General features: G+C 48.7%; 1 protein-coding gene. It reads right to left on the minus strand.

Annotated features, from left to right (window positions below; translation table 11 throughout):
- Positions 1 to 265: helicase-related protein (locus A3761_RS07350; protein WP_255374927.1), on the minus strand; the 265-nt coding region annotated here is incomplete at both ends.

Here is a 265-nt window from a genome sequence, read left to right on the forward strand (position 1 = left end):
CCGACTTCAATAACAGTCGTAGCAACCAATACATCAATACGCCCTTCTTTGAACTGATCCATGATTAGGCTTTTATCCTGAGCCTTCATTCGCCCATGAACCAAGGCGACAACCAAACCTCCTAGCTGAGCTTGTAACCAGGCCAGGCTTTCCTCTGCAGCCTGACACTGCAGGGCTTCAGATTCTTCTATAAGAGTGCAAACCCAATAGGCCTGACAGCCGGCTTCACAAGATTTTCTAACCCGTTCAACCATTTCGGAGCGTC

It is taken from the genome of Oleiphilus sp. HI0123, from assembly GCF_001635315.1.